Source organism: Nocardioides segetis (assembly GCF_051390595.1).
Taxonomy (GTDB): domain Bacteria; phylum Actinomycetota; class Actinomycetes; order Propionibacteriales; family Nocardioidaceae; genus Nocardioides.
This window is the reverse complement of record NZ_JBNINR010000012.1, coordinates 36,652-61,663: the sequence shown is the minus strand read 5'-3', so window position 1 is coordinate 61,663 and position 25,012 is coordinate 36,652. Positions and strand designations below refer to the sequence as shown.

Genomic DNA, 25,012 nt, shown 5'->3' with positions numbered 1-25,012 from the left:
CGGGTCAGCGCAGCACGAGCTGCACGGTGTCGGCGACGGGCCGGTAGCCGAGCGCCTGGTACAGCGCGTTCGAGGTGGGGTTGGCCTGGTCGGTGAACAGCGTCACCCGGTCGCCGCGCGCGCGGAACCGACGGGACACCTCCGCGACCGCGGCGCCCGCCCAGCCGCGGCCGCGTTCCTCCGCCGGCGTGTAGACCGGACCGATCCGCACGACGCCGTACGACGGCGGGTTGGCGCCGGTCAGGTGGACGGGCCTGCCCTCGCCGTCGACCCAGAACCACAGCACGCCCTCGGCGAGCCTGCGCGCGACGTCGTCGGGGCCGAAGGCGCTCGCCTCCTCCAGGTGGCCGGCCGCGCGGCCGGCCTGCTCGTCGGCGTCGGCGAAGAACCGATGGATCCAGGCGAGAGCGAGGTCCGCCTCGCCGGGCGTCACCGGCCGCAGCCGCCCCGGCACCGGGCGCGGGTCGACGAGCGTGCCGAGCTCGAAGAGCCGGTGATGCAGGTGCTGCTCGACCCGGCCACCCCGGGTCGCGGCGATCGCGGCCAGGAAGCGGTCGGCGGCGGGCCGGAGACCCGTCGCGCCCGTGACGTCCTCCCCGCGGGCCCGGACGGCGTCGGCCAGGGCGAGGGCCGCCGCATCGGGCATCGCGAGCAGGTAGACGGGATAGGGCGGGAACGGCGCCGTGCGCATCGCGATCCCGGCGATCTCGGCGTCCGGGCCGGTCACGACCGCGAACCAGCAGTGCGGCAGGCCGCCGCGCCCGTGGTCGCGGACCCGGTGGGCGGTCGTGCTGACGACCGTGCCGGTGACCGGCTCCTCGCCGAGTCGGTCCCCCGCGCGCGCCAGGAACTCCCCCGCGTCCTCGGTGAACCAGACGTCGTACCCGCTGCCCACGTCAGCGGGACTCGAACGCGAGGCGGCCGGCGAGCACCGCGAAGCTCGCCGCGAACATCTTGCGCATCCGGTCGACCACCCTCGGCCGGGTCAGGACCTGGTCACGCACGGCGGCAGCGCACATGCCGTAGACCGCGAAGACGACGAACGTCATCGCCATGAACACCGCGCTGAGCCCGAGCATCGCCGGGACGGCACCGGAGCCGGTGGGCACGAACTGCGGCAGGAACGCGAAGAAGAAGATGGTGAGCTTCGGGTTGAGCAGGTTGAGCGTCACGCCGGAGACCAGGACGGCTCGGGTCGACCCGGTGCGGGTGCCGGTGGCCTCCTCGTCGACGCTCAGGACGCCGCGGTCGCGCCAGGTCGACCAGGCCATGAAGAGCAGGTACGCGACGCCGGCGTACTTGATGGCGGCGAAGGCGGCCCCGCTGGCGTGGAGCAGGGCGGCCAGCCCCGTGATCGCCGCGAGCATGTGCGGCACTGTGCCGAGGGTCCCGGCGAAGGCGGCGAGGACGCCGGCCCGGGTGCCGCGGGTGAGGCCGGCGGCGATCGCGTAGAGCGCGCCGGTGCCCGGCGTCGCGACGATCACCAGCGAGGTCAGCAGGAACGCGGTGCTCATGCACGAGGAGACTAGGGGAACGGCGGGATCCCTCCTACGCCTTTCGCGGCCCCCGTCGCGCTCCAGCCTGTAGTGCAGCCGCATCGCGGTCGCACCCCACATCCGCAGCTCGTGGTCGGTGCGCAGCACCCCTCGCTCGTCGAGGTGGACGCGGAAGGTCTCGTGGACGGGCGCCCGGGAGGCGTGGCGGCGCCAGGTCGGCAGCGCGGAACCCGGGACCGTCGAGCAGCGCCATGGACGACAGCAGACCGGCGCCGGGCGTCGCCTCGTCGACGTACCCGTGATGGAGGGCGGCCTCGGCGTCCAGCCACCCGTCGCGGACGACGGAGCCCGTGCTCGTCGGGGCGCGCAGCCACCGGTGCTCGCCCCCGAGGTCGACCGGCCGGCCGAGGGCGCGCCACAGCTTCCGGCTCCCCAGGTCGAGCAGCGGCGTCACAGCGGGGCTGCGTTCTTCCGGCTCAGCCGTCGAGGCGAGCCAACTCCTCCTCGACCACGCTCGGGTCGAGCTTGACGAAGACGGGCGTCGGCTTCGCGACCGGACGACCCACCTCGACCGGATGTCGCCGCCACGCCGGGAAGCCGGAGTAGTCGCCGGTGATGATCGGGTAGCTGCGCTCCGCGTCGTCGAGGTCGGTGACGTCCTCGATCGCGGGCATCGGCGCGACGGCCCCCGCTCCGCCCAGCGCCTTGTCGACCTCGTTGGCCGAGAACGGCAGGAAGGGGCTGAGCAGCAGGTTGAGGTCGGCGACGCACTGGGCCATGACGTGCAGGACGGTGCCGAGGCGCTCCGGGTCGTCCTTGATCTTCCAGGGCTCGGAGTCGGAGACGTACTTGTTGACGTCGGCGACGGCTCGCATCGCCTCGCCGATCGCCTGCTTCTGGCGGTGGCGGCCGATCAGGTCGCCGACGGTGCCGAAGGCAGCCTCGGTGGTGGCCAGCACCGCCTCGTCCTCGGGGGCCAAGGGGCCGGCGGCGGGAATCTCGCCGAAGTTCTTGGCGATCAGGTTCGCTGTCCGGTTGACGAGGTTGCCCCAGCCGGCCACCAGCTCGTCGTTGGTACGACGCACGAACTCCGCCCACGTGAAGTCCGAGTCCTGGCTCTCCGGACCGGCGGCGGCGACGAAGTAGCGGAAGGCGTCGGGCTGGTAGCGCGCGAGCAGGTCGCGGACGTAGATGACGACCTTCTTCGACGAGGAGAACTTCCTGCCCTCCATGGTGAGGAACTCGCTGGAGACGACCTCGGTGGGCAGGTTGAGCTCGCCGTACTCGCGCGGCTGGCCGCCCTTGGCGCCCTTGCCGGCGTACGCGAGCAGCTCCGCAGGCCAGATCTGGGAGTGGAAGGTGATGTTGTCCTTGCCCATGAAGTAGTAGGACAGGGCGGCCGGGTCGTTCCACCACGCGCGCCACGCGTCGGGGTCGCCGCTGCGCCGCGCCCACTCGATGGAGGCCGAGAGGTAGCCGATGACGGCGTCGAACCAGACGTAGAGCTTCTTGGTCGGGTTGTCCTGCCAGCCCTCGAGCGGCACGGCGATGCCCCAGTCGATGTCGCGCGTCATCGCGCGGGGGCGGATCTCCTCGAGGATGTTCTTGGAGAACCGGATGACGTTGGGCCGCCACAGGCCGGTCGCCTCGCGCTCGTCGAGCCACGCCTGCAGCGCGTCGGCCAGCGCGGGCAAGTCGAGGAAGAAGTGCTGGGTCTCGATGAACTCCGGCGTCTCGCCGTTGATCTTCGACCGCGGGTCGATCAGGTCGTGGGGGTCGAGCTGGTTGCCGCAGTTGTCGCACTGGTCGCCGCGCGCGCCGTCGTACCCGCAGATCGGGCAGGTGCCCTCGATGTAGCGGTCCGGCAGGGTGCGCCCGGTCGACGGCGAGATGGCGCCGTAGGTCGTCTGCTCGACGAAGTAGCCGTTCTCGTAGACCCCGAGGAAGAGCTCCTGGACCACCGCGTGGTGGTTGCGCGTGGTGGTGCGGGTGTAGAGGTCGTAGCTGACGCCGAGACCGACGAGGTCCTCGACGATGAGCCGGTGGTTCTTGTCGGCCAGCTCCTGCGGCGTCATCCCGGCCTCGTCGGCGGCGATGAGGATGGGCGTGCCGTGCTCGTCGGAGCCCGACACCATGAGGACGTCGTTGCCCGCCATCCGCTGGTACCGGCTGAAGACGTCGGACGGTACGCCGAAGCCGGCCACGTGGCCGATGTGGCGAGGGCCGTTCGCGTAGGGCCAGGCGACAGCGGAGAGGACGTGCGTCATGCCCTGAATCCTAGGGTCGCCGCCCTCGCGGGGCCTCAGCGGCGCGACCTCCGGATCCGGGCGGCCGTGCGCAGGCGGATCTCGGGCAGCGCCGCGTAGAGCAGCTCGCCGGGGCACGCGGTCTCGTTGGTGTCGCGATGGCCGTCGATGACCGGCAGGGTGACCACCGTCCCCTTCGGGAAGCGGTCGCTGCCGCGGGAGAGCACCGGCGTGGTCGCCAGCGGGTCCCGGCGGTACTTCCTCAGCTTCCAGGCCGCGACCTTGGCGACCCCGGCCACCACCTTCGGTGTCGGCGCCACCTCCTGGTAGGAGCCGAGCACGGCGATGCCCACCGAGGTGTGGTTGAAGCCGAGCGTGTGCGCACCGCGGGTGTCGCGGTCGCCGTCCGCGCCGCGGCGACCGGCCCAGATCCGGCCGAAGCGGTCGACGAAGTAGTTGTAGCCGACGTCGGACCAGCCGAGCGTCCTGGTGTGGTAGCGGTAGATCGCCCGCAGGATCCGGGGTACGTCGCGCCTGCGGTAGTCGTTGCCGGTCGCCGTGTGGTGCACGTGGACCTGCTCGACCGTCGCGACCCGCTTCGGCCTGCCGGTCGCCCACCTCTCCTTCGCGCCCCAGGCGCGCCGGCTGCGGATCCTCGGGCGCAGCGACCGCCGGCGCTTCGGCCGGGCCGCGAGACCCGGGGGCGCCGCGACGTCGCGGGGGTCGTGGCCGGGGTCGACCAGGGTCAGCACCGGGCGCTGGACGGCGCCGGTCACCTCGACCTGGACGCCGTCGCTGTCGCCGACCCACAGCGGTTCGGTCCCCGCGCGGGTCCGCCGTCCCTCGGCGGTGTCGCGGTCCGGGAGGTCGCGCAGGGCGGCGACATCGCGCCACGGCCCCCAGGCACCGCCCACGCCGCGGACCCGCACCCGGACCCGGCCGGTTCCCGCGGCCCAGGTGACGCCGAGCAGCGCGAACCGGTCGGTGTGCTGCTCGGCGGTGCGCAGCACGGCGCCGCGCGCGGCGACCTGCGGGTCCGCGGTCAGCGGTACGTCGAGCGCACCGCCGAGTCCGCTGCCGTCGCGACGCAGCCGCAGCCGGCCGCCCGGCCGCGCGGGGGCGGCCGGCGGGGCAGCGGGAACAGCGCTCGCCGGGCCGGCGGTGCCGGCGGCGAGCGCCACCAGCGGGAGCGCCACCGCCGCGGCACCGAGCGTGGCGAGGTCGCGGCGGCGCAGGGACGGGTCCGAGAGGGTCATGACCATCGAGCATGCGCCATCGCGCGTGGGAGAGGAAGCGGCTCCCCCGCGTGTCGCGCATCCCCGCCGCGGCGCCTACGAGAAGTCGAGGTCCCCGGTCCGGGTCCGCTTGAGCTCGTAGAAGTAGGGGAACGACGCGACGGCGACGCAGCCGTCCCACAGCCGCCCGGCGTCCTCGCCCCGCGGGATCTTGGAGAGCACCGGGCCGAAGAAGGCCGTGCCGTCGATGTGGATGGTCGGCGTGCCGACGTCGTCGCCGACCGCGTCCATGCCCTCGTGGTGGGAGCGCGCCACGGCGTCGTCGTACGACGTATCGGTGGCGGCGTCGATCAGGTCGGCGTCGAGGCCGACCTCGGCGAGCACCTCGGCGATCAGCGCGAGCCCGCCGTCCGCCTGCTCGTGGAGCTTGCGGCCGTCGAGGTGGATCCGCTGGCCGAACGCGTCGTACAGCGGGCGCAGCACCTTGTCGCCATAGCGCTGCTGGGCGGCGATCAGCACCCGGACCGGGCCCCAGGCCGGCGCGAGGATGGTGCGGTACTCCTCGGGGATGTCCTTGTCCCGGTTGAGGTACCCGAGGCTCATCACGTGCCAGTGCACCTCGATGTCACGGACCTGCTCCACCTCGATGATCCAGCGCGAGGTGATCCAGGCGAACGGGCACAGCGGGTCGAACCAGAAGTCGGCGCGGTGCGGCGCCGACGCGGGCGCGGAGTTCTCAGCCATGAACGGCCAACCCCACTCGTGCCGCCCGCATTCCCGCGGGCGACGTTCCCGCGTGCGACGTTCCCGCGTGGATCACGACACGTCCACGGTGCCGGTCACCTTCGCCGAGCGCGGCACCACCGTCGAGCCGAGATAGCGCACCCGCACCGCCTTCGGCCCCCGCGCCATCGGCACCTTGACCTTGACGAGGCCGTCGCGGAGCCGGACCTCGCTCTTCCAGGAGCCGATCCGGACCAGCACCTTGCCCTTGACCGGCAGCTTCCCCACTGCGGTCACGCGCACCTTGGCGATGGCCCGTCCGTTCTTCGACTTGGTCTTCAAGGTGACGACCGCCGGGCTGGTCACCGGCGGCGTCGCGGGGACGGTCTCGGCGTGCGCCAGGAACTGCGGCTTCTCCCCCGTGACCCGCACCGCCACCGACGTCCCGACGTCCTCGACCGCGAGCTGGTACGTCGCGCCGGTCGCTCCCGCGATGGGGGCGCCGTCGCGGAGCCACTGGTAGCCCACCGTCGCGTCCGGCTGGTCGTAGCCACCCGGGGTGACGGTCAGCACCTGGCCGAGCTCCGGCGTACCGGTCATGGTGGCCGGCGTCGTCGGGTGCACGATGCCGGCGACGACCGGTCCGACGTCGTAGAACGGTGACACCTCGGTCGGGTAGCCGTCCTGTCGGGCGACCACGCGGAGACTGATCTGCTTGCCGAGCAGGTCGGCGGTCAGCGGCAGGCTGGAGGAGATGTTGTCGGCGATCCGGACACCGTCGGCGAACCAGCGCCACCGGTTCTCGGCGGGCACCGGCGACCAGGTGCCGGCGGTGGCACTGACGGTCGTGTCGACCACGAGCGGCCCGTTCACGACCGGGGCACCGGTCAGGGTGAAGACCGGATCGGCCGGCTGCTCCGGCGTCGGGGTCGGCGTCGGCGTGGTCGGGCGGTCGACGAAGTGGATGAACCCGGTCGGCCACCGACCGCTGGCCCGGGTGATCGAGCGCCAGTGGAAGGTGCCGCCCCAGGAGTCCTCGGAGACGATGATCTCGTCCGGGGAGACCACCCGCTCGACGTAGGCGAGATGCCCCGCGGAGCCCGCGCCGTTGGCGTACTTGCCCCACCACGCGATGGCGCCGACGTTCGGCGTCTGGTCGGTGATGGAGCTCATGTACTTGCCCCACTCACTGGCGTTGCCGCCGCCGACCCACGGTCGCTTGTTGGGCATCCCGGCCTGGATCATGCGATAGGCGGCGTAGTTGGTGCAGTTGTGGCCGGCGTACATCTGCCAGTACATGGTCCCGTTGGCCGCGCCGTATCCCGCGTCGGAGTAGCCGGCCCTGTTGCATCCGGCGTAGTCGCTGCACAGGTACGTCGTGCCGGCCGAGCGGATCACCGGATCCGAGGTCGTGGTCGAGGGACCGGCGAGGACGAGGTACGACGCCACCAGCGCGCTGGCAGCGGTCGTGGTCCCCCAACGCGCGGTCCGTCCTGGAGTGCGCATGCCGAACACCATCGGGCACAACCGCCCCAGAACGCAACAAAATCCCCGAAAATCTCACCCGTCACTGGCGTGTCGCGTTGACAGAAGTGAATGACAGCGTTGTAGTTCGCGCCCCCCGCTCCGATTGTCGGACAACTTCGCGCGGATGCAAGGATGACTGCCATGCCCGGCACCAACCTCACCCGCGACGAGGCGGCTACCCGCGCCGCTCTCGTCGACGTGACGTCCTACGTGATCGATCTCGACCTGTCCCGCGCGACGGAGGACGGGGTGACGACCTTCGGGTCGACCACCACGCTGACCTTCACCTGCCACCAGCCGGGCTCGGCCACCTTCGCCGACCTCGTCGACGCGACGGTCCACGAGATCACCCTCAACGGCACCGCGCTCGACCCCGCCACGGCGTACGCCGACAGCCGCATCGCCCTGCCGGGCCTGCAGGCCGAGAACGTGCTGGTCGTCAAGGCCGACTGCACCTACTCCAACTCCGGCGAGGGGCTCCACCACTTCGTCGACCCCGCCGACGGCAAGGTCTATCTCTACTCCCAGTTCGAGGTCCCCGACGCCCGTCGCGTCTTCACGACCTTCGAGCAGCCCGACCTCAAGGCGCCGTTCACCTTCAACGTCACGGCCCCCGCGCACTGGACCGTGGTCTCCAACGCCGCCACGCCCGAGCCCGCCCCGGTTCGCGACGGCGTGGCCGTGTGGAGCTTCCCGGCGACCAAGCCGATGTCGACCTACATCACCGCGATCGTGGCCGGCGACTACTACGAGGTGCACGACGTCTACGAAGGTGCCCACGGCACCATCCCGCTGGGCCACTACTGCCGCCAGTCGCTCAAGGAGTACCTCGAGCGCGACCGCGAGGAGATCGTCACCCTCACCCGCCAGGGCTTCGCCTTCTTCGAGGAGGCCTTCGGCTACCCCTATCCGTTCGGCAAGTACGACCAGCTCTACGTGCCGGAGTACAACATGGGCGCGATGGAGAACGCCGGCGCGGTGACGCTGCGCGACGAGTACCTCCCCCGCTCGCGCCAGCCGCGCTCGTTCTACGAGTTCCGCGCCTCGGTGATCCTGCACGAGATGGCCCACATGTGGTTCGGCGACCTGGTGACCATGAAGTGGTGGGACGACCTGTGGCTCAACGAGTCGTTCGCCGAGTGGGCCTGCTATCACGCCGAGGCGCTCGCCACGTCGTACGACGACGCGTGGACCGGCTTCACCAACGCCCGCAAGCAGACCGGCTACCGCGCCGACTCGCTGCCCTCGACGCACCCGATCGCCGCCGACAACGTCGACCTGCACGCGGTCGAGGTCAACTTCGACATGATCACCTACGCCAAGGGCGCGGCGGTGCTCAAGCAGCTCGTCGCCTGGGTCGGCCTCGACCCGTTCCTGGCCGGGCTCAAGCAGTACTTCCACGACCACGCGTTCGGCAACACGGAGTTCTCCGACCTGCTGACCGCGCTGGAGAAGGCGTCCGGCCGCGAGCTCTCCGGGTGGGCCCAGGAGTGGCTCCAGACCGCCGGCACCAACACCCTCTCCCCCGCCTTCGAGCTCGCCGCCGACGGCAGCTACTCCTCCTTCGCGGTGCTGCAGACCGCACCGCAGGAGCACCCGACGCTGCGCCGGCACCGGGTGGGCATCGGCTTCTACAACACCGCGGAGGGCGGACGCCTGGTCCGCACCGACTACGTCGAGGTCGACGTCGAGGGTCCTCGCACCGAGCTCGCCGAGCTGGTCGGCAAGGCCCAGCCCGAGCTGCTGCTGCTCAACGACCAGGACCTCGCCTTCGCGAAGATCCGGCTCGACGAGCGCTCGCAGGCCACCGCCATCGCCCGGCTCTCCGACCTCGACGACTCGCTCGCGCGGGCGCTGGTCTGGAGCGCCGCGTGGGACATGACCCGCGACGCCGAGCTCCCCGCCACCGACTTCGTCGAGCTCGTTCTCGGCAACATCGGCCAGGAGACCGACGCCTGGGGCGTCAGCCGGATCCCCGTGTACGCCGCCCAGGCCGTCTCCCTCTACAGCGACCCCGCCGGCCGGCCGGCGCTCGCCGCCCGCTGGGAGCAGGGCCTGCGCGATCTGCTGGCCGCCGCCGAGCCGGGCACCGATCACCAGCTCACCTTCGCCCGGGCCTACGCGACCGCCGCGACGAGCGACGCCGCGGTCGCCGAGCTCGAGGCAGTGCTCGACGGCTCGCTGACCTTCGAGGGACTGGCCGTCGACCAGGACCTGCGATGGGCGCTGCTCACCCACCTGGCCCGGGTGGGTCGCGCCGACGACGCCCGCATCGACGGCGAGCTGGCCGGCGACAACACCATCTCCGGGCAGGAGAAGTCCGCTGCCGCGCGGGCCGCCCAGCCCACCGCCGCGGCCAAGGAGCGCGCCTGGACCCAGGCCCTGCTCGACCCGTCGGTGCCCAACGAGACCCAGCGCAGCGTCGTCCTCGCGTTCTGGCAGCCCGGGCAGGACGACGTCCTCACGCCGTACGTCGAGCGCTACCTCGCGGAGGTCGCCGGCACCTGGGACCGGCTCGGTGCCCACAAGGCCGCGGTCGCCCTGGAGCACATCTTCCCGCGCCTCATCGCCACGCCGGCGACCCTCGCTGCCGTCGACGACTGGCTGGCCGCCCACGCCGAGACCGTCAACCCCGGGGCCGTGCGCTATGTCCGCGAGGGCCGCGCCGACGTCGCCCGGGCACTCGCCGCGCAGGCCTGCGACGCCCGGCGGTAGCGCGACCCGGCGCAGATTGAATCCCAGAACGCGCTGACCCGGCGCGGATTGAACACCTGAGGTTCAATCTGCGCCGGGTCAGCGGCTTGTGTCGTTCAATCTGCGCCGGGTCAGTCCTTGGCCAGCTCGCCGAGGAGCTCGATGCCGCGGTTCAGCCCGCCGGCGAGGTCACCGGCGGCGAAGGCCTCGGTCATCGCGGCCACGGCCTGGCCCGACTCGTCGTCGGTGAGCCGCTCACGGGTGTGACCGCCCGTGACGATCTCGACCACGCGACGGTCGGGGTCGACCATGATCAGGATGCTGCGCGAGGGCAGCACGAGGGTGTTGTGCAGGCTCGTCGCGAAGTCCCGCGGGTCGCCGCTGGCGGAGCCGACGAACACCGAGATCTCGGCGCGGCACGCCTGCTCGGCCGCGCGGATGGTGACGTCGAGTGCGGCGCGCTCGGTGGCGCTCAGCGTCGGGGTGCTCATGGTCGGCTGCTACCAGCTGCCGCCGGCGCCGCCGGCCTTGGAGTCCTCGGAGTCGGGGGCGGCCAGCTCACCGGCGGCCTTCCGCGGCCCGCCGAGCCACTGGCTCTCGGTCTCGAGCGCGTTGATGCCGAGGTTCTCGCCGCGGGCGAGCGCCGGGGCGACGTAGAGCAGCGTGATGACGATGAACACCAGCAGCGGCACACCGCCGAGGTAGAGCCACGCGTTGAGGACGTCGATGTCCGGCTTGGGCTCCCAGCTGGCGGCGCCGTTGCCCGGGCGCGGCTCCGGCGTGTCGGCCGAGGCGGAGCCCGCTCCGGCGACGACGAGCAGGGCGCTCACCCCGACGAGGGAGCACACGGCGATCAGGCGGCGTACGGCAGTGCTGGTCACGAGGAGGATGCTATCGGCTCCCGATCCCGCGCGGCCCGGTGGTGTCCCCGGCGCTCGTCAGGCGGCTTTGGGACACTGGGCGGATGGAGAGCCCCTGCGCCGATGGAGAGACCGTCTGCGACCTGACCTGGGACGTGACCGGGAACCGCCGACTGTCCGAGTGGTCCGACGTCCTCATCGGGACACCGCTCGCCATCATCGGCCTGATCCTGCTCGGCCTGGTCATCCGCTGGCTGCTGCACCGCGTCGTGGACCGGGTCGCCCGGCGTGCCGAACGAGGCGTCCTCCCGGAGCGGGTGGAGAGCGCCGTGGCGGCCCGCCGCAAGCAGCGGGCCGCCACCATGAGCGGCGTCTTGAAGAGCATCATCACCTTCGTCATCGTCGCGATCGTCGGCACGATGGTGCTCAGCGAGGTGGGCGTCGACATCGCGCCGATCATCGCCAGCGCCGGCATCATCGGCATCGCCCTCGGCTTCGGAGCGCAGTCGCTGGTCAAGGACTTCCTGGCGGGCATCTTCATCTTCATCGAGGACCAGTACGGCGTGGGCGACGTCGTCGACGTCGGGGACGCCAACGGGACGGTGGAGCTCGTCACGCTGCGGATGACGCGGCTGCGCGACATCAACGGCACGGTCTGGTACGTCCCCAACGGCGAGATCGTCCGGGTCGGCAACAAGAGCCAGAACTGGTCGCGCGCCGTGGTCGACGTCGGTGTCGGGTACGGCGAGGACCTGGCGCGTGTGCAACGGGTGCTTCGCGAGGTCGCCCACGACCTGTGGGAGGACGACGAGTTCCGCCACGTGATCATCGAGGAGCCCGAGGTGACCGGCGTCGAGATGCTGGCCGCCGACTCGGTGACGCTGCGGGTCATGGTGAAGACCGCTCCGCTCGAGCAGTGGGCCGTCGCCCGGGCCCTGCGGCAGCGGATCAAGGCGCGCTTCGACCACGAGGGCATCGAGATCCCGTTCGCGCAGCGGGTCGTGTGGCATCGCGAGGACCGGCGGCAGCTCGACGAGGAGCCGGGGGCGGCGCCGGCCGCGTCGGGCCGCGAGGGATGATGGCTGCGTGAGCGAGGAGACGAGCTTCTACGAGGAGATCGGCGGGTTCGAGACCTTCCGGCGGATCGTGGCGCGGTTCTACGAGGGCGTGGCCGCCGACGAGGTGCTCCGCCCGATGTACCCCGAGGAGGACCTCGGACCCGCGGAGGAGCGCTTCCTGCTCTTCCTCGTGCAGTACTGGGGAGGGCCCACCACCTACTCCGAGAACCGCGGGCACCCCCGGCTGCGGATGCGGCACGCCCCGTTCGAGGTGAACGCCGACGCCCGCGACCGCTGGCTCACGCACTTCCGGGCGGGTCTCGACAGCGTCGAGCTCACCCCCGAGCAGGACGCCCGCTTCTGGGAGTACGTCACCCATGCGGCCACCTTCATGGTGAACACGCCGGGCTGAGCGCCCCTGACGTCACGCTTTCCGGGCTTTCTGATCCCGGATGTAACACCCGGCCGGCACGACGACATGTTCCGGTTGAGAGCGGTTCCCTGTCCTGACGGGAGCCGCGATCGCTGCCGCATCCCCCCGCACCCCTAGAGCAGGCCATGATCCGCAAGCGCCCCACCGAGCGCCTCCGCGTCGACGTACCGACGCTGGAGCCGGACCCGGCGTTCCTCGGCATGCTCACGCACCTGAGTGCGGGATCCCACGCGGCCAGCCCCCGATCGACTCGGTCGGCCGGACTCCGAGTGGTCGTCGCGACCGGCTTCGTCGCCGTCGTCGCGACCGCCACCTGGGCAGCGGGCATCCCCACCGGCGGAGGGGGCCCACACTCCCCCGCCGACAGCCCGTCCCGGATCGGACCGTCCGGCACGCCGAGTCCCGGAGACGTCGGAACCCCACACTCCGACGTAGCCACGCCCGGCAGCCCCTTGTCCCCGGGGCTGCCGGGCACCACCACGTCCTTCTCGCCCGAGCACGCCACCGATCCGGACGGCGCCGACGAGAAGAAGGGCCCGCGCAACCAGGGCCAGGGCGGTCGCGGCGAGGACCCGCCGGGGCACGACGCTCAGGATCCCGGCTCGTCCGACGACTCCCCCGGCAAGGGCAAGGCCAAGGGGCACGACAAGGACAAGGCGCGCGGGAAGGCGAAGGGTCACGACCGGGAGCCCGGAGAGGGCAACCGTCAGGACGGGCCGCGCGGCTCGGGCGGCGGCGACCGGGGCGCGGACGACGACCCGGCGGGACCGTCGAGCGACGAGGACCGCCCGGGCGACCAGCAGCGCCCGACGCACTGACCGACGGCAAATGTCCCGCTTCCGGCTCGCGGGCGGGACAATGGGGCGCGTGGCCCGGGGAGAGGTCCGGACCACGCCAGAACAACAGGGGTGGGGACACGTCCGGTGCGGGCCGACGACGAGCTCGTCACTGCTGCGAAGCGCGGTGACGCCGCCGCGTGGCGCGAGCTCTATCGCGCGCACGCCGGCCGGCTGCTGCTCTGGCTCGAGACGCGCTCCACACCCGGTGGCGAGGCAGCGGACGACCTCGCGGCCGCGGCCTGGCTGGTCGCCGCCGAGCGGATCGCCGACTTCACCGGCAGCTCGTCGGATTTCGGGGGCTGGCTGTTCGGGATCGCGCGCAAGCACGCGGCCAACGCCTCGCGGCGCACCGCCACCCGGATCCGGGGCCTCGACACCCTCGCCGCCGACGCCGACCGCACGGTGGCCGGCCCCGAGACCGGACTGCTCTCCGACGAGTGGGTACGGCACGCCCTGGCGCTCCTCCCACCGCGCGAGCGCGACGTCATCGCGTGCACCGAGGTCCTCGACCTCGACGTCGGCCAGACGGCCGCCGCCCTCGGGATGACCGCGGTCGCGGTCCGCGTCGCGCGGCACCGGGGTCTCAAGCGGTTGCGGACCCGCCTCGGCGACCCGCCCCCGGCCTCCCCGGACGCCGACTAGAACAGGTTCTATCCTGGGGTCATGACGCTGCAGGTGTCCGACCAGCACCGGGTCCGCACGCTGACCCTCGACCGCCCCGAGGCGCTCAACGCCTTCAACGAGGCGCTCTACGACGCCACGACGAAGGCCCTCCTCGCCGCGGCCGTGGATCCCGAGGTGGCCGTCGTGCTGCTCACCGGGGCCGGGCGGGCGTTCAGCGCCGGCACCGACCTGCTGGAGATGCACCGCATGGCGACCGATCCCGGCTTCCCCCGGGGCGAGCACGGCTTCATCGGTCTCGTCGACGCGCTCGCCGACTTCCCCAAGCCGCTCGTCGTCGCCGTCAACGGGCTGGGCCTGGGCATCGGCGCCACGATCCTCGGCTTCGCGGACCTCGGCTTCATGGCGGACGACGCCCGGCTCAAGTGCCCGTTCACCGCGCTCGGGGTCGCGCCGGAGGCCGCGTCGTCGTACCTCTTCCCGGCCCTGGTCGGCCGCCAGAATGCGGCCTGGGCGCTGCTGTCCTCGTCCTGGATCACCGCGACCGAGGCCCGGGAGATGGGACTGGTCAAGCAGGTGTGCGCACCCGCGGACCTGATGCCGACGGCGCGCCGCCACGCCGAGGTGCTCGCCTCGAAGCCCATCTCGTCGCTCGTCGCCGTCAAGCGGACCATGACCGAGCCGCATCGCGACGCGATCCGGGCCGCCCGGGACCGGGAGAACGCCGCCTTCGCCGAGCTGATGGGCGGTCCGGCCAACCTCGAGGCGCTGGCCGCGTTCGCCGAGGGCCGCGAGCCCGACTTCACCCGGCTGCCGCCGGGTTCCTGAGTCCGCGCGCAGCCGGCCAGGACGCCTCGGGACGGCTCCGGCTCAGCCGACGACCATGTCGCCGAGGGCGTCGACGAGCGCTTCGCGGAAGCCGGGTGGCGGAGTGACCGAGCGCTGGGTCTCGACGTCGAAGAAGACGAGAGCGACCTTCGACCGGGCCAGCACCGCCCCGCCCGCCGACCGGTCGGTGCCGTCGGTGATCTCGGACTCGATGGCCATCGACTTGGTGCCGATCCGCGAGATCACCGACCAGGCGTCGTAGGACTGCGGCCGCAGGGTGATCGGGGCGACGTACTCGACGTCGGCCTGGGCGATCACGCTCGCGATCCGCGGGAAGTCCCGCAGTCCCTGCCGCAGCCGTCCGAGCGAGGCGATCCGGGCCTCCTGGAAGTACTCGAAGTACTTCACGTTGTTGACGTGACGGTAGATGTCGAGGTCCGAGAACCGCACCTGGACCGGATAGTGCGCCGCCCGCTCCCGAGGTACGTCGACCAGGACCGGCCGCGAGCGCACCTCCCCCAGCTCGGCGTACGGCGCCAGCGCGGTGCGCTCCTGGTCGTCGAGGCGGCGCGGTGCCCCCGTCTCGAGGACGAAGGGCGCCAGCACCGTCCGTGCGCGCAGGTAGACCGTGCGCGTGCCGTCGGGGCGCTCCTCGAACACCTCGTGATCGAGCGTGAAGCTGGCGGTGCGGAGCTCGCTGACCCACGACTCGATCGACACGGACTGGAAGCGGAAGCGCAGGGGCGCGCGGAAGGTGACCTCGTGGCGGCGTACGACATAGGCGTCGTTGTGGTGGTGCTCGACGCCGGCGGCCGTCCGGCAGGCGTGCAGGAGGGCGCCGCGGGCCTCCTGCAGGTAGTCGACGTACTTCACGTTGTTGACGTGGTTGAGCTGGTCGATGTCACCCCAGCGCAGGGGGCAGTCGTAGCGGTGCCGCACGCGCGTCATGCTTCCAGACCCGACGGTCCTCCGGGACGCGGCCCGGATCCAGGGACCGGGCTGTGGCGTGCGACACGGCGGGAACGCGTTGCAGTTCCGGCCGACTACGCTGTGCGGGTTCCGCCACTCACCTGCACCGAGGAGTCTCCATGCCCGAGGCCGTGATCGTGTCCGCCGCCCGTACGCCGATCGGGCGTGCCAACAAGGGCTCGCTCAAGGACTTCCGTCCCGACGACCTGACGGCGTTCATCGCCCAGGCCGCCCTGGACAAGATCCCCGCGCTCGACCCCAACGATGTCGACGACCTGCTCCTCGGCTGCGGCCTGCCCGGCGGCGAGGCCGGCAACAACATGGCGCGGATCGTGACCACGCTGATGGGCTACGAGATCCCCGGCGCGACCGTCACGCGCTACTGCTCCTCGTCGGTGCAGACCTCGCGGATGGCCTTCCACGCGATCAAGGCCGGCGAGGGCGACGTCTTCATCTCCGCCGGCGTCGAGACGGTCTCGCGCTTCCAGTTCGGGACCTCCGACCACATCCCGAACACCAAGAACCCCCTCTTCGCGGACGCCCAGCAGCGCACCGAGGAGTACGCCCAGGGCGGCAAGGACTGGCACGACCCGCGCGAGGACGGCCTGCTGCCCGACATCTACATCGCGATGGGCCAGACCGCGGAGAACGTCGCGCGGATGCGCGGCCTCAAGCGCGAGGACCTCGACCACTTCGGCGTGCGCTCGCAGAACCTCGCCGAGAAGGCGATCGCCGACGGCTTCTGGGAGCGGGAGATCACCCCCGTCACGCTCGCCGACGGCACCGTCGTGACCAAGGACGACGGCCCCCGCGCGGGCGTCACCTACGACGCCATCTCCCAGCTGCAGCCGGTCTTCCGGCCCGACGGCGTGGTGACGGCGGGCAACTGCTGCCCCCTCAACGACGGCGCCGCAGCTGTGGTGATCATGTCGGACACCAAGGCGGCCGAGCTGGGCCTCACCCCGCTCGCCCGCATCGTCTCCACCGGCGTCTCGGGCCTCTCCCCCGAGATCATGGGCCTGGGCCCGGTCGAGGCGACCCGCAACGCCCTCAAGTACGCCGGCATGACCATCGACGACATCGACCTCGCCGAGATCAACGAGGCCTTCGCCGCCCAGGTCCTGCCGTCGGCCGAGGACCTCGGCATCCCGATCGAGAAGCTCAACGTCAACGGCGGCGCCATCGCCGTGGGTCACCCCTTCGGCATGACCGGTGCCCGCCTGCAGAACACGATGCTCAACTCCCTGCAGTGGCACGACAAGTCCACCGGCCTCATCACCATGTGCGTCGGCGGCGGCCAGGGCATGGCGATGATCCTGGAGCGCCTCAGCTGATCCCGTCCCGACCCGGCGCGGATTGAACTCGCCAGGAGTGCCGACCCGGCGCAGATTGAACACGCGTGCGGGCCGACCCGGCGCAGGTTGAGTAGCTCGCTGTTCAATCTGCGACGGGTCGGCGCCGTCCGGAGTTCAATCTGCGACGGGTCGGTGTCGGCGGCGGGTCGTAGGTTGCGGTGCATGAGCATCGAGGTGCGGCCTGCCGCCGTGTTCGAGGACGTCAAGGCACTGGTCGGACCCAAGCGGGACGACGCGAGCGTGTGCTGGTGCCTGAGCTACCGGATCCCGTCCACCGTCAACAACAAGATGCGCGGGCAGGAGCGCGGTGAGTTCGTCGCCCGGCTGCTGGAGGACGGACCTCTCGGGGTGCTGGCCTACGACGGCGACGTGCCGGTCGGCTGGGCGGCGGTCGCGCCGCGCTCGGCGACGACCTTCGCCCGCAACCGCAAGATCCCCCACGTCGACGACCTGCCGGTCTGGTCGCTGTGGTGCATCCGGGTGCGTCCCGGGCACCGCGGCCGGGGCATCTCCCACCACCTCATCCAGGGCGCGGTCGCCTTCGCCCGCGACCAGGGCGCGCCGGCGGTCGAGGCGTACCCGCTCGACAACGGCGACGCGAAGGTCGACCAGACGATGGCCTACGCCGGGCTGCGGGCCAACTTCGAGGCGGCCGGCTTCCGGTACGTCGCCGACACGACGTCCGTCCTGAGCGGACACCCCCGGGTGCTGATGAGGATCGCCTTAGACTGACGCGGTGACTGACGACAGCGCTGGGCCCGTGGCGACCGGCCACCCGCCGCGCTGGCTCGACGAGGACCAGCAACGCACCTGGCGCTCGTTCCTGCTCGGCACGACCCTGTTGCTCGACCGCCTCGACGAGGACCTGCGCCGCGAGCACGGCCTCTCGGCGGTGGAGTACGAGATCCTGGTCCGCCTCTCCGAGGCCGACGGGACCCTCCGGATGGCCCAGCTCGCCGCGGCGCTCGCCCACAGCCGCAGCCGCGTCACCCACACGGTCAAGCGGATGGAGTCGGCCGGCCTCGTGCTGCGCGAGGAGTCACCCGAGGACGGGCGCGGCGTCGACTGCCGGCTCACCGACGCCGGCCGCGACATGCTGCGCACGGCCGCCCCCGACCACGTCGAGACCGTACGCCGTTCGCTCGTCGACCTCGTCGCGCCCGACGACCTGCGCGCGCTGGGCCGCGTGATGGACGCGGTCTGCGACCAGCTGATCGACGCGCACCCGGAGCGCGAGATCCGGTCCTAGGCGCGAGCGGCCCGCCGGCCGTAGCGGAGGCTCCGCCCGGCGGCGACGCGCTCGCGCCATCCAGCTCAGTCCCGCGTCAGGCGGCGATGGGTGACCCGGTGCGGGCGGGCAGCCTCGACGCCGAGGCGCTCGATCTTGTTCTCCTCGTAGGAGGCGAAGTTGCCCTCGAACCAGAACCACTCGCCCTCGCTCTCCTCGGTGCCCTCCCAGGCGAGGATGTGGGTGGCGACGCGGTCGAGGAACCAGCGGTCGTGGGAGGTGACGACGGCACAGCCCGGGAAGTCGAGCAGCGCGTCCTCGAGCGAGGACAGGGTCTCGACGTCCAGGTCGTTGGTCGGCTCGTCGAGCAGCAGCATGTTGCCGCCCTGCTTGAGCGTGAGCGCGAGGTTGAGGCGGTTGCGCTCACCGCCGGAGAGCACGCCGGCCTTCTTCTGCTGGTCCGGGCCCTTGAAGCCGAACGACGCGACGTAGGCGCGGCTGTTCATCTCGAAGTTGGCGACCTTGATGAAGTCCAGGCCGTCGGAGACGACCTCCCAGACGTTCTTGTTGGGGTCGATGCCGCCGCGGCTCTGGTCGACATAGGAGATCTTCACCGTCTGGCCGACGTTGAGCGTGCCCGCGTCGGGCTGCTCGCTGCCCGTGATCATCCGGAACAGCGTCGTCTTGCCGACGCCGTTGGGACCGACCACGCCGACGATGCCGGCCCGCGGCAGCGTGAAGGAGATGTCGTTCCACAGGATCCGGCCCTCGAAGCCCTTGGTGAGGTGCTGGGCCTCGAGAACGACGTCGCCGAGCCGGGGACCCGGGGGGATGTTGATGTCGGCGGCGTCGATCTTGCGGGCCTTGTCGGCCTCGGCCGCCATCTCCTCGTAGCGCTGGAGCCGCGCCTTGGACTTGGTCTGGCGCGCCTTGGCGTTGGAGCGCACCCACTCCAGCTCCTTCTCGAGCATCTTGGCGCGCTTGGCGTCCTTGGCGCCCTCGACCTTGAGCCGCTCCTTCTTGGTCTCCAGGTAGGTCGAGTAGTTGCCCTCGTAGCCGTGGATCGAGCCGCGGTCGACCTCGGCGATCCACTCGGCGACGTTGTCGAGGAAGTACCGGTCGTGGGTGACCGCCAAGACGGCGCCCGGGTAGGACTTCAGGTGACCCTCGAGCCACTGGACGGACTCGGCGTCGAGGTGGTTGGTGGGCTCGTCGAGCAGCAGCAGGTCGGGCTGCTGGAGCAGCAGCTTGCACAGGGCGACGCGCCGGCGCTCACCACCGGACAGGTTGTCCACGAGCGCGTCCGACGGCGGGCAACGCAGCGCGTCCATCGCCTGCTCCAGGCGGCTGTCGAGGTCCCAGGCGTTCATGTTGTCGAGCTCGGTCTGCAGCTCGCCGGTCTCGGCCATGAGCGCGTCCTGGTCGGCGTCGGGGTCGCCCATCTCCATGTAGGCGTCCTCGAGGCGCTTCATCTTCGCCTTCGTGTCGGCGACCGCCTCCTCGACGTTCTCGAGCACGGTCTTGCCCTCGGTCAGCGGCGGCTCCTGCTGGAGCATGCCCACCGTGGCGTCGGGGTCGCGGACGATGTCGCCGTTGTTGGGCTGGTCGAGCCCGGCCATGAGCTTGAGCAGCGAGGACTTGCCCATGCCGTTGGGGCCGACGACGCCGATCTTCGCGCCGTGCAGGAACGACAGCGTGACGTTGTCGAGGACCACCTTGTCGCCGTGGGCCTTACGCACATTGCGCAGAGAGAGGACGTACTCAGCCATGCCCCCAGGCTACGCAGCGGCGGCCCCGCGGTCGTGCTCGGGGTCACCCGCGGACGCGCCGGACGCGGCCTTGACGAAGGTCGCGACGCCCCGGGTGAGGTCGTGGCCGATCGTCAGCGCCTCGATCTCGAGGGCGACGACCTCGACGCCGCTCTTGTTGACATAGGTGCGGTGCTCGAGCCGGCCGTGCACGAGAACGGGATCGCCCTGGTGCAGCGACGGGCCGCCGTGGGTCGCCAGCCGGCGCCAGGCGCTGACGCCGTACCACTGCGGCTGGCCGTCGACCCAGGTGCCGGAGGCCCGGCTGAAGTGGCGCGGCGTGCATCCGAGCCGGAAGTTGAGGACGGGCACGCCACCGACCTCGCGCAGCATCGGCGTCGTGCCGATCCATCCCTGCACGGTGACCATCGTCTGGTAGGACATCTCGGGACTCCTCTCGTCGGCGGTCGCGGGAGCGACCGGTCGCCGACGAGTCCACGGCACGGGACCGACGCCGGGCCACCGCCTCCCGACCGCCTGTGGACGCAGCGGTGCACCCACCCGGCCTGTGGAGGCCCGACGCCCCCTCCGGGGACGGCTGGGACCGGGAGAGGCGGTCTCGAGACGCTCAGCCGCGCGCGGCCTCGATGCCGCGCCGGAAGGCGGCGTACGACGACAGCTCGGTGCCGATCGGCTGGACGACGTCGCGCTCGAGGACCTGGTGCACCACGCCACGCAGGCGCTCGTCGGCCTGATCGGCCCGCTGGCGGGCCAGCCCGCGCACCAGCATCCCGCCCACCACCGCGAGCAGCAGCCCGAGGACGAGCCCGCCGATGCCGAGCACCGCCGGGAGCGGGAAGCCCGCCACCGCGGCGAGGTCGTCGGTGGTGCCCTGCACGGCGGCGACACCCCACCAGGCGAACCCGCCGACGGCGGCCAGCAGGAGGAGCCAGTGGAGCAACCGGACGAGCGTCACCCAGGCCGGGAGCCGGCCGCCGAGGTCAACGCCCCGCAGGCCCTTCTCGAGCCGTTCGCCGGTCGCGGCCAGGCCGGTCGACGCGGCGGCGCGCACCCGCGGCGCCCAGGCCGGGCCGATGCCGTCGGAGACCTCGTCGGCGAGCGCGCGGACCGTGGTGTCGACCGCGGCCCGGTCGAGGGGCGCGATCTCGGGGTCGGCGCCGGGACCGTCCGCGCCGCGCCGCAGCAGGGCGAAGGGCGGCCACGCGACCGCGCGGCGGGCCCGCTCCCCCACGGTGCGCTCGATGCCCTCGACCACCGCGGAGATGCCGGCGGCGTCGGCGACGCGGTCCTCGACCTCCTCGACGCGGCGCGGCGCGAGCTCGGGCGCCGGCAGGGTGCCGCCCGCCTGCTCGAGGCGGCCGGCGGCGGCCGCGATGTCGGCCTCCACCCGCAGGCTCGTGCTGCGCTTGTCGTTGACCCGGCGCAGGATCTCGGCGCGGAGCTCGGCCATGCCGATGCCCTCCTTCGCCGAGATGGGCAGCACCTGCACCTGCGGCAGCCCGTCCTCGGCGAGCAGCCGGCGCACGTCGTCGATCATCGCCTGCCGCCGCTCCGGAGGCACGGTGTCGATGTGGTTGAGCGCGACGAGCATGACGTCCTGGTGGGTGCCCATCGGCTTGAAGTAGCGGTCGTGGACGGCCGCGTCGGCGTACTTCTGCGGGTCGAGGATCCACACCATCAGGTCGGCGACGGCGACGAGCCGGTCGACCTCGAGGTGATGGGCGACCTCGGTCGAGTCGTGGTCGGGCAGGTCCAGCAGGACGACGCCGTCGAACTCCGACTCGGAGCGCGTGTCGAGCATGGAGTCGCGCATGGTCTGGTGCCGCGGCGGGATGCCGAGCCACTCGAGCAGCTCGCCGGCACCCTCGCTGCCCCACACCACCGCGGTGGCCCAGGAGGTCGTCGGCCGGCGGATGCCGACCGACGACAGCTCGAGTCCGGTCAGGGCGTTGTACGTCGACGACTTGCCCGAGCCGGTCGCACCGGCGATGGCGACCACCGTGTGCCGCGCCGAGAGCCGCAGCCGGCCGGTGGACCTGTCCACCGCGGCGGCCACGTCGTCGAGCAGCGGGTCGGCCACGCGGCCGCGCGCGGCCTCGACCGCCGCGCCGAGCCCGGCGACCCGGGTGCCGATCGAGGTGCCGCGGGTCGCGAGATCCGCCGGGATCGCGTCGCCGCGCCCCTCAGCCAACGGTGCCGTCACAGGTGTCCACCCGTTCCCTTCTTCGCCGCGGCGAACCGCAGGTCGTCCACTCGTCGCGCCGCCTGGCGGAGCTGGTCCGGCGCGTCCGGCTTGAGCTCCCACCGCGCGGCCGGCGCGAGGTAGCGGGCGCGCTCGGCGCCCATGAGGTTCGTGAGCCGCCGGGCGAGGGTGCCACGGGCCCGGTCGACCACCCGGGCGGCTCCGGCCTCGCCGAGCGTGCTCTCCAGCAGGGTGCGGCCCAACCGCACCGACTCCGCGGCGGCGCCGCGCGGATCCGGTCCGGCGAGCGCCACGACGCCCAGTGTGACGGCGAGTCCGCGGGCGCCGAGCGCGAGGAAGCGCGCGCTGTGCCGCGCGTCGCCGGCCTCGTGCTTGACGAACTCCTGGAGCTCGTCGTGCCAACCCCGGATCTCCTGCTCCGCCTGCGAGCGCAACCCGCGCCCCGCCCGGGCGAGGTCGTCGGTCGTCGACTTGAGCAGCGCCTCGCCGTAGGACCGCTCCCGCCAGGCCGCGGCGGCCGTCGCGGCGGCCCGCTCGGCGTGGTCGGCGACCAGGGCCTCGATGCCCATCTCGAGGGCGACGCCGACGCGCTCGGCCTGCTGTGGCTTGCCCTTGATCGCGTTCACCAGCCGCTCGCGCACGAAGCCGACCTTGGCCTCGAGGGTGCGGGTGAGCTCGCCGCTGCCGACGAACTCCTGCCACCGCGCCAGCAGGTCGCCGCGCAGGAGCGTGCCGTCGGCACCGGCGGCCAGCAGCGCGGTCTGCGCGTCGTCGTAGACCCGGTCGGCGACGGTCAGCAGCTCGCCGACCGCCTCCACCTGCTGGGCGACGGCGTCGGCGATCGGGAACGCCTTGCGGGTCACGGTACGCACCGCTCCGCCGACGGTCTGGTTGACGACGTCACGCTTCGCGGCCGCGTCGGCGGCGAGCGCCTGGAGCCACTCCCTGATCTCGGTGGCGTACGACGCGGGCAGCAGCCCCTCGTCGCTGACCGTGCCCTGGGGTACGGCGAACAGCGGGCTGTCCTTGAGCCCGCGGGCGGCCATCATCCGGGCGAGGTGGACCGAGACGGTCGCGACGTCCTCCTCCGGCGTGCGGCTGAGCACGAGCGCGACGGCGGTGTTGCGGTCGACGGCGTTCTTGAGGTGCTCCCACGGGACCTGGTCGGAGTAGCGCGCCGCGGAGGTGACGAAGAGCCACAGGTCGGCGGCGGCGAGCAGCTGCGCGGCGAGCTCGCGGTTGCGCTCGTCGACGGAGTCGACGTCGGGGGCGTCGAGGACGGCCAGGCCGCGTGGCACGGCCGTGCTGGGGACGAGCTGGATCGCGAACTGGTCGTTGGTGGCCTGCTGGACGCGCGCCAGCTCCGGCAGCAGCCGGTCGGCGCCGAACCAGCGGCCGTCCTCCGGGTGGTGGACCAGCACCGGCGAGCGGGTCGTGGGACGCAGCAGGCCGGGGACGGTCACCCGGCTGCCGACGAGCGTGTTGACGAGGGTGGACTTGCCCGCGCCGGTCGAGCCGCCGACGACCACCAGCAGCGGCGCGTCGAGCTCGGTGAGCCGCGGGATGATGTAGTCCTCGAGCTGCTCGATGATGTGCTCGCGCCCCACCCGCAGCGCGTCCACGCCGGGGAGGTCGAGCGGGAGCGGCGCGTTGAGCAGGGATCCGTGCAGGCGGACCACCTCGGTGAGCATCCTGCTCCCGAGGAGGTCGTCGCTGAGATCGGCGCCGAGGGTCATCGCTGGGGTACCACCTGTCCTGGAAAGGCGATCCGCGGCCGAGCCGCCTGGATCCGACCGAGGAAGTCCTGACCGCGCACCTGCCAGTCGGCCGGGGCGGTGCCCCGAAGCAGCCGATGGTGCAGGTAGCCGAGCTCGATCGCGGCCTGTTGGTAGTCGCGCATGGCGCGCTCCGCCTCCGGGCCGCCCTGGAGCCGCGCGTGGCGGCGCGCGTCGCGGCGGGCCCGCAGGTCCACGACCCACCCGATGTCGGTCGCGGGGAGGAGTCCGCGCTGCGCCGCGTCGGTGAGCGCCATCCGCAGCACGTGGGCCTCGGTCTCGCGAGCCCACCACGCCAGCGCGATCATGCCGATGAAGGCCGGCGCCATGATGACGACGTACACGACGGCGAAGCTGCCGAACCCGAACACCGTGGAGCCGTTCCAGACGGCGTGGGCCAGCACCGCGATGAGGTAGCCGCCGAGAGGCGCGAGCCAGCGCGCGCTCCGGTTGCGCGAGGCGACCGCGAGGCCGATGCCGATGCCGGTGAACGCGGTGAACAGCGGATGGGCGAAGGGGCTGAACACGCAGCGGATGACGAAGGTGCCGGTGACGGCCTCGATGCCGCCGGGGCCCATCCCGTCGGTGCCGTTCCAGGCAGCGGCGAGGTAGAGGATGTTCTCGGTGAAGGCGAAGCCGACACCGACCATGCCGGCGTACACGATGCCGTCGAGGATGCCGTCGACCTCCGCGCGCCGCCACCACAGCAGCAGCACGAGGAAGAGGCCCTTGCTGGCCTCCTCGATCACCGGCGCGGCGACCGCGAGCGAGAAGTCGTCGGTGAAGCCGACGAGCAGGCCGCCGAGGCCCTGGACGACGATCGCGGCCATGGTCGCGACGAACGCGCCCCACGCGAGGCCGCCGGCGAGCAGGAGGCGTGGCTCCGGCTCGTAGCGGTCCAGCCAGAGGTACGCCGCCAGCACGGGGCCCACCGGCAGTGCGGCGAGCGCCGTCGCCAGCAGCGTGATGGCCGGGGCGCCCGACAGGGCGAGGATCAGCAGGGTGAGCAGCGCGCCGAACACCACCGCCACGGTCACGACGACCGTGAAGGCGACGCTGTTGCGGCGGGCTGAAGGCATGGGGGAACCCTATCGGGAGCGGCTGCCGCGCCCCCGATCGCCGGGTGTGCGGGCGAGCGTACGTGGTCGTACAG

General features: G+C 72.3%; 23 protein-coding genes. 9 read left to right on the top strand and 14 right to left on the bottom strand.

All coding sequences use genetic code 11. The features are described 5' to 3' along the window. Nucleotides 1-4 precede the first annotated feature (4 nt). The 6 genes from ACPZVR_RS18780 to ACPZVR_RS18755 all read right to left on the bottom strand — a co-directional run bounded on the left by ACPZVR_RS18780 (nucleotide 5) and on the right by ACPZVR_RS18755 (nucleotide 7,206). On the bottom strand, nucleotides 5-895 hold the full coding sequence (locus ACPZVR_RS18780) for a GNAT family N-acetyltransferase (RefSeq protein WP_436701203.1): 891 nt from the start codon (nucleotides 893-895) through the stop codon (nucleotides 5-7). 1 nt (nucleotide 896) lies between these two features. Continuing rightward, nucleotides 897-1,514 (bottom strand): LysE family translocator, encoded by a 618-nt coding sequence (locus tag ACPZVR_RS18775; RefSeq protein ID WP_436701202.1) that lies wholly within the window; start codon nucleotides 1,512-1,514, stop codon nucleotides 897-899. 458 nt (nucleotides 1,515-1,972) lie between these two features. Beyond that, nucleotides 1,973-3,763, bottom strand: a complete 1,791-nt coding sequence (metG, locus tag ACPZVR_RS18770) for a methionine--tRNA ligase (RefSeq protein WP_436701201.1) — start codon at nucleotides 3,761-3,763, stop codon at nucleotides 1,973-1,975. A 35-nt stretch (nucleotides 3,764-3,798) separates the two neighbouring features. Then, nucleotides 3,799-4,998, bottom strand: a complete 1,200-nt coding sequence (locus ACPZVR_RS18765; protein WP_436701200.1) for an N-acetylmuramoyl-L-alanine amidase — start codon at nucleotides 4,996-4,998, stop codon at nucleotides 3,799-3,801. A gap of 75 nt (nucleotides 4,999-5,073) precedes the next feature. Then, nucleotides 5,074-5,721 carry a mycothiol-dependent nitroreductase Rv2466c family protein gene (locus ACPZVR_RS18760; protein WP_436701199.1) on the bottom strand — a complete coding sequence of 216 codons (648 nt, stop codon included), beginning with the start codon at nucleotides 5,719-5,721 and terminating at the stop codon, nucleotides 5,074-5,076. Between the two features lie 72 nt (nucleotides 5,722-5,793). After that, nucleotides 5,794-7,206 (bottom strand): CHAP domain-containing protein, encoded by a 1,413-nt coding sequence (locus ACPZVR_RS18755; protein WP_436701198.1) that lies wholly within the window; start codon nucleotides 7,204-7,206, stop codon nucleotides 5,794-5,796. Nucleotides 7,207-7,368: 162 nt separating this feature from the next. On the opposite strand from ACPZVR_RS18755, the gene pepN reads away from it, so the two are divergent. After that, on the top strand, nucleotides 7,369-9,942 hold the full coding sequence (pepN, locus tag ACPZVR_RS18750) for an aminopeptidase N (protein WP_436701197.1): 2,574 nt from the start codon (nucleotides 7,369-7,371) through the stop codon (nucleotides 9,940-9,942). Between the two features lie 110 nt (nucleotides 9,943-10,052). On the opposite strand, the gene ACPZVR_RS18745 is transcribed toward pepN, so the two are convergent. Both ACPZVR_RS18745 and ACPZVR_RS18740 read right to left on the bottom strand, forming a co-directional pair. Next, complete coding sequence (locus tag ACPZVR_RS18745; RefSeq protein WP_436701196.1) at nucleotides 10,053-10,412, bottom strand: TPM domain-containing protein; 360 nt, start codon at nucleotides 10,410-10,412, stop codon at nucleotides 10,053-10,055. A gap of 9 nt (nucleotides 10,413-10,421) precedes the next feature. After that, complete coding sequence (locus ACPZVR_RS18740) at nucleotides 10,422-10,802, bottom strand: hypothetical protein (RefSeq protein ID WP_436701195.1); 381 nt, start codon at nucleotides 10,800-10,802, stop codon at nucleotides 10,422-10,424. An 83-nt stretch (nucleotides 10,803-10,885) separates the two neighbouring features. Here ACPZVR_RS18740 and ACPZVR_RS18735 point away from each other — a divergent pair, with 83 nt between their 5' ends. The 5 genes from ACPZVR_RS18735 to ACPZVR_RS18715 all read left to right on the top strand — a co-directional run bounded on the left by ACPZVR_RS18735 (nucleotide 10,886) and on the right by ACPZVR_RS18715 (nucleotide 14,560). After that, complete coding sequence (locus tag ACPZVR_RS18735) at nucleotides 10,886-11,860, top strand: mechanosensitive ion channel family protein (protein ID WP_436701194.1); 975 nt, start codon at nucleotides 10,886-10,888, stop codon at nucleotides 11,858-11,860. Nucleotides 11,861-11,867: 7 nt separating this feature from the next. Next, nucleotides 11,868-12,251 carry a globin gene (locus ACPZVR_RS18730; RefSeq protein WP_436701193.1) on the top strand — a complete coding sequence of 128 codons (384 nt, stop codon included), beginning with the start codon at nucleotides 11,868-11,870 and terminating at the stop codon, nucleotides 12,249-12,251. 146 nt (nucleotides 12,252-12,397) lie between these two features. Then, a complete protein-coding gene (locus tag ACPZVR_RS18725; protein WP_436701192.1) occupies nucleotides 12,398-13,090 on the top strand; it encodes a hypothetical protein in 693 nt (230 codons plus the stop codon). A gap of 90 nt (nucleotides 13,091-13,180) precedes the next feature. Next, nucleotides 13,181-13,753 (top strand): RNA polymerase sigma factor, encoded by a 573-nt coding sequence (locus ACPZVR_RS18720; RefSeq protein ID WP_436701191.1) that lies wholly within the window; start codon nucleotides 13,181-13,183, stop codon nucleotides 13,751-13,753. 21 nt (nucleotides 13,754-13,774) lie between these two features. Further along, nucleotides 13,775-14,560: an enoyl-CoA hydratase/isomerase family protein gene (locus tag ACPZVR_RS18715; protein WP_436701190.1), complete on the top strand. Its 786-nt coding sequence runs from the start codon at nucleotides 13,775-13,777 to the stop codon at nucleotides 14,558-14,560. A 42-nt stretch (nucleotides 14,561-14,602) separates the two neighbouring features. Here ACPZVR_RS18715 and ACPZVR_RS18710 read toward each other — a convergent pair whose 3' ends face one another. Continuing rightward, nucleotides 14,603-15,508 (bottom strand): acyl-CoA thioesterase, encoded by a 906-nt coding sequence (locus ACPZVR_RS18710; protein WP_436701189.1) that lies wholly within the window; start codon nucleotides 15,506-15,508, stop codon nucleotides 14,603-14,605. A 140-nt stretch (nucleotides 15,509-15,648) separates the two neighbouring features. Between ACPZVR_RS18710 and ACPZVR_RS18705 the strand changes: the two genes are divergently transcribed. From ACPZVR_RS18705 to ACPZVR_RS18695, 3 genes are all read left to right on the top strand, one after another. After that, nucleotides 15,649-16,863 carry an acetyl-CoA C-acetyltransferase gene (locus ACPZVR_RS18705; RefSeq protein ID WP_436701188.1) on the top strand — a complete coding sequence of 405 codons (1,215 nt, stop codon included), beginning with the start codon at nucleotides 15,649-15,651 and terminating at the stop codon, nucleotides 16,861-16,863. A 183-nt stretch (nucleotides 16,864-17,046) separates the two neighbouring features. After that, a complete protein-coding gene (locus ACPZVR_RS18700; RefSeq protein ID WP_436701187.1) occupies nucleotides 17,047-17,616 on the top strand; it encodes a GNAT family N-acetyltransferase in 570 nt (189 codons plus the stop codon). A gap of 4 nt (nucleotides 17,617-17,620) precedes the next feature. Then, a complete protein-coding gene (locus ACPZVR_RS18695; protein WP_436701186.1) occupies nucleotides 17,621-18,133 on the top strand; it encodes a MarR family winged helix-turn-helix transcriptional regulator in 513 nt (170 codons plus the stop codon). 65 nt (nucleotides 18,134-18,198) lie between these two features. Here the strand turns inward: ACPZVR_RS18695 and ettA are convergent, their stop codons facing one another. From ettA to ACPZVR_RS18670, 5 genes are all read right to left on the bottom strand, one after another. Continuing rightward, nucleotides 18,199-19,881, bottom strand: a complete 1,683-nt coding sequence (gene ettA / locus ACPZVR_RS18690; protein ID WP_436701185.1) for an energy-dependent translational throttle protein EttA — start codon at nucleotides 19,879-19,881, stop codon at nucleotides 18,199-18,201. Nucleotides 19,882-19,890: 9 nt separating this feature from the next. Next, nucleotides 19,891-20,304 (bottom strand): single-stranded DNA-binding protein, encoded by a 414-nt coding sequence (locus ACPZVR_RS18685; protein WP_436701184.1) that lies wholly within the window; start codon nucleotides 20,302-20,304, stop codon nucleotides 19,891-19,893. Nucleotides 20,305-20,488: 184 nt separating this feature from the next. Further along, nucleotides 20,489-22,072: a GTPase gene (locus ACPZVR_RS18680; RefSeq protein ID WP_436701183.1), complete on the bottom strand. Its 1,584-nt coding sequence runs from the start codon at nucleotides 22,070-22,072 to the stop codon at nucleotides 20,489-20,491. 8 nt (nucleotides 22,073-22,080) lie between these two features. After that, the gene (locus ACPZVR_RS18675; protein WP_436701182.1) at nucleotides 22,081-23,820 is read right to left on the bottom strand and encodes a dynamin family protein; all 1,740 of its coding nucleotides are present in this window, start codon (nucleotides 23,818-23,820) and stop codon (nucleotides 22,081-22,083) included. Continuing rightward, nucleotides 23,817-24,938 carry a PrsW family intramembrane metalloprotease gene (locus ACPZVR_RS18670; protein ID WP_436701181.1) on the bottom strand — a complete coding sequence of 374 codons (1,122 nt, stop codon included), beginning with the start codon at nucleotides 24,936-24,938 and terminating at the stop codon, nucleotides 23,817-23,819. Before ACPZVR_RS18670 ends, ACPZVR_RS18675 begins: the two co-directional genes overlap by 4 nt. Nucleotides 24,939-25,012: the final 74 nt, after the last annotated feature.